Source organism: Nocardia carnea (assembly GCF_029868325.1).
Taxonomy (GTDB): Bacteria; Actinomycetota; Actinomycetes; order Mycobacteriales; family Mycobacteriaceae; genus Nocardia; species Nocardia carnea_C.
The window spans coordinates 1-6255 of sequence record NZ_JARWNW010000191.1 but is presented as its reverse complement, the minus strand read 5'-3'; the positions used below and the strand labels follow the sequence as shown (position 1 = coordinate 6255).

At 69.6% G+C, this 6255-nt stretch carries 4 protein-coding genes; 2 read left to right on the top strand and 2 right to left on the bottom strand.

Features of this window, described 5'->3' with window-relative positions:
- Positions 1-43: 43 nt before the first annotated feature.
- Together QH196_RS15315 and QH196_RS15310 are read right to left on the bottom strand one after the other, a co-directional pair.
- Positions 44-364, bottom strand: coding sequence for an acyl-CoA dehydrogenase family protein (locus QH196_RS15315; RefSeq protein WP_348538079.1), 321 nt, complete (start codon positions 362-364; stop codon positions 44-46).
- Positions 365-390: 26 nt separating this feature from the next.
- Positions 391-2565, bottom strand: coding sequence for an acyl-CoA dehydrogenase family protein (locus QH196_RS15310; RefSeq protein WP_280416457.1), 2175 nt, complete (start codon positions 2563-2565; stop codon positions 391-393).
- A 131-nt stretch (positions 2566-2696) separates the two neighbouring features.
- Between QH196_RS15310 and kstR the strand changes: the two genes are divergently transcribed.
- Complete coding sequence (gene kstR, locus QH196_RS15305) at positions 2697-3341, top strand: cholesterol catabolism transcriptional regulator KstR (protein WP_280416456.1); 645 nt, start codon at positions 2697-2699, stop codon at positions 3339-3341.
- Between the two features lie 185 nt (positions 3342-3526).
- Entirely contained in the window at positions 3527-6079 is a 2553-nt protein-coding gene (otsB, locus tag QH196_RS15300; RefSeq protein ID WP_280416455.1) for a trehalose-phosphatase, read from the top strand.
- Positions 6080-6255 lie beyond the last annotated feature (176 nt).

Below are 6255 nucleotides of genomic sequence, written 5' to 3'. Positions count from 1 at the left end.
GGTTGGAAACGGCGGGCGTCCCCCCGCGCCCCCCCCAGGCCCGTTACCCCGCGCGCGGGGGGGCCCCGGGGGGGGGGGGGGGGGGGGCGGCGGCCGGGGGGGGGCCCCCCGGGCCCACCCCCCCCCCCCGGGGGGGGCGCGGGCCCCCCGCGGCCACCGCGTCGGTGGCCAGTTCGGTCAGCAGTACCGATACCGCATCGATACCCATATCGTCGCCACCGAACCGCTCCGGTAGCGCTACCGACAGCAGTCCGGTCGCCGCCAGTTCGGGCCACAGCGCGCTGTCGCGGGCTGCCTGTCGCTCCAGGAGTCCGACGACGACCTCGGCCACCGCCTCCTGAGCTTCGTCTCGGGTGAAGTCCACGTTCTGCTCTCCAGTCGTCGCACGAACTAGCCGGCCGCGTCGCGGGGCAAGCCCAGGATCCGCTCGGCGGCCACGGTCAACAGGATCTGCTCGGTTCCGCCCGCAATCGACAGACAGCGGGTGAGCAGAAATTCCGAGGTGTCCTCGGTCGTTCGCGCACCGGCCGGGCCGGCCACCTGTACCGCGAACTCGGCGACCGCCTGCCGGTGCCGTACGCCCACCAATTTGCGCACACTGCTCTGCGCGCTCGGATCGGCACCGGCCAGGATCCGCACCGCTGCGCGCTGTTCCAGCAGCAGTCCGGCGATCGCGTCGGCGACGAAACCGCCCAGCCGGTCGTTGATCAGTTCCGAACCCCGCCCGGTGGCCGGCAGTTTGGTGATCAGTTCCTCCAGCGCGGGACCGATCCCGTTACCGCTCATGGCGACCCGCTCCGCCGACAGTGTGGAACGCGCGATCTTCCAGCCGTTGCCCAGCGCGCCGACCACACAGTCGTCCGGGACGAACACCTCGTCGAGGAAGACTTCGCTGAACCGTGCCTCGCCGGTGATCTGTACCAGCGGCCGGATATCGATCCCGGCGCTGCGCATATCGACCAGGAAGTAGCTGATGCCCTTGTGCTTCGGTGCGGCCGGATCGGTGCGGGCCAGGCAGATCGCCCAGTTCGCTTCCTTCGCCAGCGAGGTCCACACCTTCTGGCCGCGCAGGATCCAGCCGCCCTCGGTACGTTCGGCGCTGGTGCGCAGCGCGGCGAGGTCGGAACCGGCGCCGGGTTCGCTGAACAGCTGACACCAGACCACTTCCCCGCGCAGGGTCGGCCAGGCGAAACGTTCGATCTGCTCGGGCGTTCCGTGCTGCAGCAGGGTCGGGATCGCCCAGCCGCCGATGGTCAGATCGGGCACCGTCACACCGGCGCGGCGCAACTCCTCGGAGATCACCAGACCGGTCATCGGGTCGGCCGCGCGACCGTAGGGCTCGGGCCAGTGCGGCATGATCATCCCGGCCTCGGCCAGGGCGGTGCGCTGTTCCTCGGCCGGCAGGGCGGCGATCCGGGCCACCTCGGTGGCGAGCTCGTCGGTGGCGGCACCGGTATCGGTTCCGCCGGCGGCGGCCGCATCGGCGAACACCCGGTCGGCGCCGGTGGTGCGCCGCTGCCCGGCGCGGGTCAGTTCGGTGACCCGGCTACGCCAGTACGACCCGCCGCCGAGCAACTGGCGCAGTGCCACCGCCCGGCGCAGGTACAGATGCGCATCGTGCTCCCAGGTGAACCCGATACCGCCGAGCACCTGAATGCAGTCCTTGGCCGTTTCCACCGCGGCATCGAGACTGATGGATGCGGCGATCGCGGCGGCGATGGGCAGTTCGGCGGCGCCGGTGTCCACGGCGGCCGCGGCATCGGCGGCGACTGCCCGGATGAGTTCGGTCCGGCACAGCATCCACGCGCAGATATGTTTCACGGCCTGGAACGAGCCGATACTGCGACCGAACTGCTCGCGGACCTTCGCGTATTCGACGGCGGTGGACAGGCACCAGCCGGTCACTCCCGCGAGTTCGGCCACGGCCAGCGCGACCAGCAGATCTTCGACGGCGTAGGCGGGCGCGAACAGCGCCGCGGCATCCACCCGCACATCGGTGCAGCGCACCCGGGCCAGCGGGCTCGCCAGGTCGAGAGATTTCAGCGGTTCCAGTTGCAGCCCGGCCGTATCCGGCGGCAGCAGGCACCAGCGCCGGCCGTCCGGGGTGTCGACCGGTAGCAGCACCGCGGTACCGGCTTCGGCGCCGAGTACCGTTTCCCAAGTGCCGCTCAGCAGGCTCTCGTCGCCCGGGCGAAGCTCCGGCGCCGCCACCGGCTCGGCCTCCTCCGCGACGACCGTATCCAGCGCGACCCCGCAGGGCTGGTCCTCGGGTAGCGCACCGGCCGTCACGTAGCCGGCCACCGCCGTCGTCAGCACCGGGCCGCCGACCAAGTCGTGCGCCGCCTGTTCCAGGAACACGGCCAGATCGGTCACCGATCCGCCGGCGCCGCCCGCCTCCTCGGCCACCGCTACCTGGAAGATTCCGAGCTCGGTCAGCGTTGGCCAGTACGAACGCCAGAAGCCGGTGGTCTCGGCCCGCATTGTTGCAATCGGTTGCGCCGCCGCGGCCCATCCGTTCATCGACTGTTGAACGGCTTTATGCTCGTCAGTGGTGGCGATGGTCACAGTCCATACCGCCTTTCCGGCGTGACTCCCACACCTAGAACATGTTCTAATATCCACGGCGGGCGGAAGTCAAGACACGATCCCACCGGCCGCGCTCGCGCTCGACCACGTCACGGAAAGGACTCCCCTCCATGGCCAGCCCCTCCCGTTCCCGGCCCGGCGACTCGGATACGGCCTCGGCCGCACCCGTCACCACGCTGCGGGAGGACGAACTGAGTTCGACGGCTCAGCGGGAGCGGCGCAAGCGGATCCTGGACGCCACCCTGGCCCTCGCCTCGAAGGGCGGCTACGACGCGGTGCAGATGCGGGCCGTCGCCGAACGCGCCGATGTCGCGGTGGGCACCCTGTACCGGTACTTCCCGTCCAAAGTGCACCTACTGGTCTCGGCTCTGGCCCGGGAGTTCGAGCAGTTCGAGGGCAAGCGCAAACCGCTGGCCGGCAAATCGCCGGAGGAGCGGATGCATGTACTGCTCTCCCAGATCACCCGCATGATGCAGCGCGATCCGTTGCTCACCGAGGCCATGACCCGTGCATTCATGTTCGCCGACGCCTCGGCCGCCGCCGAGGTGGACCGGGTCGGCAAGGTGATGGACCGGGTATTCGCCCGCGCCATGAACGACGGCGATCCCACCGAACGCCAGCTCGCCATCGCCCGCGTCATCAGCGATGTGTGGCTGTCGAATCTGGTTGCCTGGCTCACTCGCCGGGCCTCGGCGACCGATGTGTCCGAACGTCTCGAATTGACCGTCGACCTGCTGCTCGGCGACCGTTCCTGACCGGTCGACCCCACTTTCACCGCAGCGGCCGTGACCTCCACCGGTCCGTGCCCGCGGTTACCATGATCCGTGTGGGCTTCGCAGGCAACCGCCCGCACTTCCCGCCGAATCGGACGGGCGATGATGACACAGTATTGTCATGCGCGCCCCCTCTTAACGAAAACTCCGATCAATAGGTTGGATGCGTGAGCGCACAGGATCTGCCACTGGAACTCCGCCGAGCGCTGGCGACAGTCGCGCGCGTGCCTCGGCTACTGGTCGCATCGGATTACGACGGGACCCTCGCACCCATCGTCTCCGATCCGTCCAAGGCGTACCCGCACGGTGAGTCCGTCCGGGCCTTACGCGCGCTGGCCGGGCTCACCGGCACCACGGCCGCGGTCATCTCCGGCCGCGCCCTACGCGACCTTGCCGCACTGTCGAGACTGCCGGTAGAGGTGCAGTTGATCGGCAGCCACGGCTCGGAATTCGACGTCGGTTTCGTCCACGCCATCGATAACGACGCCAGACAGCTGCTGCGTGAAGTGGTCACGGCCCTGAGCAAGATAGCCGCGGAGAATATCGGCGCCTCCGTGGAGGTCAAACCGGCCAGCGTCGCGCTGCATGTGCGCAACGCGGCACCGGAGGTCGGGCGTCGCGCGCTCGACCAGGCCCGGCAGGGGCCGGCGTCCTGGGTCGGCGTGCAGGTGACCGAAGGCAAGGCCGTCATCGAACTCGCGGTCGTCCCCACGGACAAGGGTTCCGCGCTGAGCACGGTGCGGCATCAGGAAAGCGCCTCGGCCGCGGTGTTCTTCGGTGACGACGTCACCGACGAGAAGGCCTTCCGAGTCCTGTCCGGCCCCGATATCGGCATCAAAGTCGGCGACGGTGAATCGCTGGCCAAGTATCGAGTGGACAGCACCGAGGCGGTCTCGCATGCACTGGCCTACCTGCTGGAGGAACGCCGCACCTGGCTGGCCGGCGCCAGCGCGCCGCCGATCGAACGCCTGAGCATGCTCGCCAGCCCGCGCTCGGTGGCATTGCTCACCCCGGACGCCACGGTGACCTGGTTCTGCCATCCCGAACCGGATTCGGCGGCGGTATTCGCGCATCTGCTCGGCGGGCTCGACGCCGGTCATTTCTCGATCACCCCGCAGCGGCCCGGTCTGCCGCTTTCGCAGCGCTATATCGACAGCACCATGACCGTGGAGACCCGCTGGGCGAAACTGTCGGTCGTCGATTACCTCCCCCACGATGTGGACCCCGACCGGACCGACCTCACCCGCGTGATCACCGGTACCACCTCGGCCCAGGTGACCTTCGGACCCCGGCCCGAATTCGGCCAGGTCCCGGTCTCCATCGAGGTGGAACGCGACGGGCTGCGGGTATGGGGCACCAACGACCCGGTGGTACTGCGCTCCCCCGGCGTCGCCTGGGAGATCCACAGCGACGGCGTGCACGGTTCGGCCACCGCCGTCGTGGACCCGTCGCAAGGCCCGGTGATTCTGGAGCTGCGCTGCGGGACGAACGATCTCGGCCCCGCCGCGACGACCGAACCCGAACGCCGCCGGATGGCCGAACTGTACTGGTCGGAATGGGCGCGGACACTGGACCTGCCGACGCTCAAGCCGGATCTGATGAAGCGTTCCGCCCTCACGCTGCGCGGTCTGGTGCACGCGCCGTCGGGTTCCATCCTGGCGGCAGCCACCACTTCGCTGCCCGAGGATATCGGCGGCGTGCGCAACTGGGACTACCGCTACTGCTGGTTGCGTGATGCGGCGTTGACCGCGAGCGCACTGGTCTCGCTGGGTTCCGTGGGCGAAGCCGAGCAGTACCTGGACTGGGTGCACCGCGTACTGGAAACCCTGCCCGGCCCCGAACGGCTGCACCCGCTGTACACCATCTACGGCGAAACGCTGCCCCCGGAAGCGGTGATCGATCAGCTGCCCGGCTACGCCGGATCGCGTCCGGTCCGCGTCGGCAACGCGGCGAATATGCAGGTTCAGCTGGACGTCTTCGGACCGATCGTGGACCTGATCACCAGCCTGGCCCACGCCCGGGAAAAACAAGGCATCACCGATCCCCGCAAGGTGCTGCCCGACGCGGATTGGGAACTGGTACACGCCATGGTGTCGGCGGTGCAGCGGCGCTGGACCGAACCCGACCACGGCATCTGGGAGATCCGCGGCAACCCCCGCCATCACGTGTATTCGAAGGTGATGGGCTGGCTCACGGTGGACCGCGCGCTCACCCTCGCCGAGAAGTTCGACCGCTCGGTCGACGCCGACTGGCTGCCGCTGCGCGAAACGATCGCCGAAGAGGTGAAAGCCAAGGGCTGGAACGACGAGGTCCAGTCCTACACCGCCGCCTACGACGGCACCGATCTCGACGCGGCGACCCTGCATATCGGGCTCAGCGGCCTGATCGATCCCGCCGATCCCCGGTTCGCGGCGACCGTTGTGGCCACCGAAGCCGAGCTGCGCAGCGGTTCCACCGTCTACCGGTACCACCACGACGACGGGCTGCCCGGTGGCGAAGGCGGGTTCCACCTCTGCGCGGCCTGGCTGGTGGAGGCCTATCTGCTGATCGGTAAACGGTCCGATGCCGAAGCCCTGTTCGCGCAACTCGTGGATGTGGCGGGTCCGACGGGCCTGCTCAGCGAGGAGTACGACCCGGTCGCCGAGCGGTCCCTGGGCAACCATCCCCAGGCATACAGCCATCTGGGCCTGCTCCGCTGCGCCCAGTTGCTCGGCGCCTGAGCGGGTCACGCGCGGTACACCCGGGGCCGGGGGGGGGCGCGGCGGCGCCCCCCGCCCCCCCCTCCTGTCCTTTCCTTTCGCGCGGCCCGCGCCGGGCCCCCCCCCCCGCGGGCCGCCCCCCCCCGCGCCGCCCCCCGCCCCCCGGGAGGTGCGGGAAGAGCGGAACGGTGCAGTAG

Coding starts and splice junctions, on each gene's coding strand:
- kstR (WP_280416456.1), top strand. CDS start 2,697: ATGGCCAGCCCCTCCCGTTCCCGGCCCGGCGACTCGGATACGGCCTCG.